The organism is Massilia jejuensis, from assembly GCF_042656795.1.
GTDB classification, from domain to species: domain Bacteria; phylum Pseudomonadota; class Gammaproteobacteria; order Burkholderiales; family Burkholderiaceae_D; genus Telluria; species Telluria jejuensis.
On sequence record NZ_JBHSMS010000050.1, the window covers coordinates 1 to 3,955 of the forward strand.

Below are 3,955 nucleotides of genomic sequence, written 5' to 3' on the forward strand. Positions count from 1 at the left end.
CGCGCCGCCGGCGCCCGCCGTGGCCTCGGCGGCCGTCGCATAGCCAGTGGTGGCGCCGCCGCTCCAGGCGCTGCCGCCCGTCGAGCCCGACGCCGCCTGGCCGCCGGTGCCGGCCGCGCCCGCGCCGCCGTTGCCGCGCGCCAGGCCGCCGGTTCCACTGGCGCCCGCGCCGCCCGTCGCGCCGGCGCCGTTGGCGCCGCCCGAGTTGGTGGCGACGTTGCCGATATGGCTGATCGCGTTGCCGCTGACGGTGCCGTGCAGGGTGCTGTTGGCGGTGGCGCTCGAGGTGTTGAAGGAATTCGAGAAGGTCGAGGTCGCGGTTCCACCGTTGTTGGCGGCGACGGCGCCGACCGCACTGGCCGCCGCTTGGCCGCTGCTGCGGTTCTGGCCGGAATTGTCGCGCGACGACGAATCGTTGCCCTGGTTGGAATTGTCGGTGTTGTCCGTCGTCGTGTGCGTGGAATTGTCGTCCGCACTGGCCGTGCCGCTATCGTTGGCATTGACGCCCGGCCCCGTTTGGGTCACGGTGGTGGACGAATCGGTGGTAGGTTCCGTCGTTTGGGCCTGGGCATTCAAGCCGAAGGCAAGCGACAGGGCAGTGACGAGCAAAGTCTTGTTCATGCAAGTTCCCCTAGGGTGTGTAAATGGGTTCGACGGGATGTGGTTGGGTTCGACCGGCAAACATGCCAGCTGAATTGCCCTGTATGCAAATCGGATGCCACATGTTGCCGAAACTGCTCAACTCTTTGATTGGTATGAGCAATTTTTAAAAAAAATTGACAGAGTTTCTAACGAGCATTGTTGTTAGGAATTTAACCTCCGCCTGCTGTACCGGATGTGAGACATTTGTGTAACGTTTGGCCGGGTTGGACTGGACACTGCGCACGCGGGCTGGCCCCGTCAGGTGCATGGCCACTGCCGGGCCGATCAAGTGGACGGGGCGCGGGCGCCGGGTCGTGATTGCTCAGGCCGCTTATAGCCGGCGTCGACCGCCTGTACCTGAGCCCGGCAATTGAGCAGCTAGGGGGCTTCCCCGGTACCGCCGTGCGAGGGACTGGACTTGCAGGGGTAGGTGGGGGAGTCAGGGACGCATGCCGTGCTTCGCCAGCAGCCGGTACATGGTCGTGCGCGAGACGCCCAGGTCGCGGGCGGCGCGGCTGACGTTCTGGCCGGTGCGGTCGAGGCAGGTGCGTATGGCGAGGCGCTCGGAGCTGCAGCGGGCGTCGTCGAGCACGGCTTCGATCGGCGGCGAGGGCATGACGAGGTCGAGGTCGTCCGGCTCGATCCATTTGCCGTCGGCCATGACCATGGCCCGCCGCACGCGGTTGATCAGCTCGCGCACATTGCCCGGCCAGTCGTGCGCCGCGATCGCCGCGAGGGCCTTGCTGCTGAAGCCTCTCAGGCGCGGCGACCGGTCGCTGGCGAACTGGTGGAAAAAATGCTCGGCCAGTTGGGCCAGGTCCTGGCGCCGTTCGCGCAGCGCGGGCACCGTGAGCGGCAGCACCGAGAGCCGGTAGTACAGGTCTTCGCGGAAATCGCCGCGCGCCACCGCCTGCTGCAGGTCCACGTGCGAGGCCGAGATGACGCGCACGTCGACCGGGATGGCGCGCGTGGCGCCGAGCCGGATGATGGTCTTGTCCTGCAGGAAGCGCAACAGGTTGGACTGCAAGTCCTTCGGCAGGTCGCCGATTTCGTCCAGGAACAGGGTGCCGCCATTCGCCGATTCGATCAGGCCGACCTTGTCGCGCGCCGCGCCGGTGAAGGCGCCGCGTTCGTAGCCGAACAGTTCGGAGTGGATCAGGTTGGGGGCGATGGCGCCGCAGTTGATCGGCACCAGCGGACCGGTCGAGCGCAGCGACTGGCGGTGGATGGCCTGGGCCGTGAGTTCCTTGCCGCTGCCGCTTTCGCCCCAGATCAGCACCGGGGCGTCGACCTTGGCGACGCGTTCGACCTGGCCGCGCAGGCGCTGCATGGCGTCGCAGTTGCCGATGAGCGAAGAGGGTTGGGATCCGGGCCGCGGGCGCGGGCGGCGCAGCAGGGCATGTCCGAGCACGTGGCCGAGGGTGTGGACGAGGCGCCGGGTATCGAGCGGCAGCGTGTGGTAATCGCACAGGTAGTCGGCCACGAGGTCGCGCCAGGCGGGGGCGCCCATGGCCTCGGCACCGAACACGCCGACCCACTGGACCTGGCTGTGCTGGCGCAGGAAGCGCTCGAGATCGGAACAGGCCCGCGACCCGATCACCTGCATCAGCAACCCGACCAGGTAGGCATCCTGGCGCAACTCGAACCGCGCCTCGTCGACGCTGCGCACGGTGCGGATCTGCCAGTCGGGCATTTCCGCGCGCAAGGCGTCGATCGCGCCCGGGTCACCGGGTGATATGCAGAGTAATCGTTTCGGGACCATCCATCCTCCCCGCTCTGGTTGAACGGCGGACCAGGGGTGCGTCTGCCGGCTTCGCCTGAAACTCTGTAACTGCGGGTAAGCATACTGCATTCTTATGTTGCATGGTCGACAATTGAGGGCGCCGTGTTTCGTTACCAACTCGACAATGCGCGGGGCTTGACGCCGGGCCGAAGCTAGGGCAGGCCAAGGAGGTCGGCACGCGGATACGCCCAGCGCGGCAGGTCTCGCGGGCATGGCTGCGCCGTGCCGGCCGCCAGGGACAGGGTCGAGAAATTCGGCTCTCCCGGCGCGCCGAAGCGCACGTCGGTGGCGCTGCCGCCGGCCAGCGAAGGCACGCGCGCAAAGCGCAGCCAGGCGTCGACACGGCAGTCGCGGCGCAATGTCCGCAGCGCCGCCACCGAGCCGCGCTCCTCCCAGCCCCAGGCCACGCTGGCCGGGCCGGGGGGAACGCGCATGCCGCCGATCGCCGGCGGGCAATGCGCTGCCGGCGTGATCGCGGGCGCCAGGCTGAGCACGCCGCGGCGGATGCGGTAGCCATCGGGGCCGTCGCGCGTCACGGCCATCGCGGCCCAGCACAGGGGATTGGCCGGGAAGGCCGACAGCGGCAGGTCGAGGATCGCGGCGCCCGGATCGCCGGCGCGCAGCGCGGCGGCGAGTACGCCGCGCGCGCGTTCGGCCAGCGCGCCCTGCAGCAGGACGAAGCCGGCGGCCAGCGCCACGCCGGCCAGCAGGGCCGCGCGCTCGCCGTGGCGGCGCGTCAGCAGCACGGCCAGCGCCCATACCAGCGCCAGCCCCAGCAACGATCCCCACTGCAGGTGCCCGGTCGACACGAACAGCGCCGGCAGCACCAAAAGAAGTCCCAGCAGCAGGCGGCACCAATACCGGCTGGCGACGTGGGCCGCCAGCGGCGTGCCCAGCGCCAGCCAGAATACCGGCTCGATAATGAAGACCATGTCGCCGTAGTACCAGCGCGGGTCGAACGGGGCGAACGGATGGATGCCGTAGACATTGAGCGCATCCATGCCGAAGTGCAGCAGCAGCCCGGCGAGCGTGACCGCTGCCAGGCCGCGGCGCGCCTGCGCGCTCGCTCGCAACAGGCGGCGCGCCGCCGGCCAGCACAGCCAGAGGGCAGCGAGCAGCAGCAGCGCCTGCGGCAAGGCGTACAGCAGCGTATGGGTATGGCCGCGGTGGTGCAGCAGGTAGCCCAGCGGCGCTGCTGCCAGGGGCGTGAACACCAGGTCGAGGTCGGGGAAGTTGCTGGCCAGCGCCGCGCCCGCCAGCAGCAGGCGGCGGCGCGAGCGCGCGCCGGCCGGGTCCGGTTCCGAAGGCAGCAGGCGATGGGTCAGTTCGCCCAGCGCAAGGCCGACGAGCGAGTGGGTAAGGTTGTCCATGTTGCAATGTTAGCACCGGCTGCGCAGCTTGGCGGGCTGAGCGAACACTCGTGGTTCCGAACGCTCAAGTTGAAACCTTTGAGGTTGAAATCTTTGGCGCTGTCACCGCTACGTGTAGAAATTGAACTGCTGGGCGCTAGCGAGGTCGAACTGCTATTCG

2 protein-coding genes and 1 pseudogene are annotated in these 3,955 nt (G+C 68.7%); all 3 read right to left on the bottom strand.

What is annotated here, in order from left to right; translation table 11 throughout:
• Positions 1-621: pseudogene (locus ACFPOU_RS16150) on the bottom strand (hypothetical protein); the annotation flags it as partial.
• A 460-nt stretch (positions 622-1,081) separates the two neighbouring features.
• Entirely contained in the window at positions 1,082-2,404 is a 1,323-nt protein-coding gene (locus ACFPOU_RS16155; protein ID WP_379723360.1) for a sigma-54 dependent transcriptional regulator, read from the bottom strand.
• Between the two features lie 173 nt (positions 2,405-2,577).
• Positions 2,578-3,795: a metal-dependent hydrolase gene (locus ACFPOU_RS16160; protein WP_379723363.1), complete on the bottom strand. Its 1,218-nt coding sequence runs from the start codon at positions 3,793-3,795 to the stop codon at positions 2,578-2,580.
• Between the last annotated feature and the right edge of the window lie 160 nt (positions 3,796-3,955).

What these genes read in the sequence shown, in the direction of transcription:
- ACFPOU_RS16155 (WP_379723360.1), bottom strand. Translation starts at nt 2,404, where the DNA reads ATGGTCCCGAAACGATTACTCTGCATATCACCCGGTGACCCGGGCGCG.
- ACFPOU_RS16160 (WP_379723363.1), bottom strand. Translation starts at nt 3,795, where the DNA reads ATGGACAACCTTACCCACTCGCTCGTCGGCCTTGCGCTGGGCGAACTG.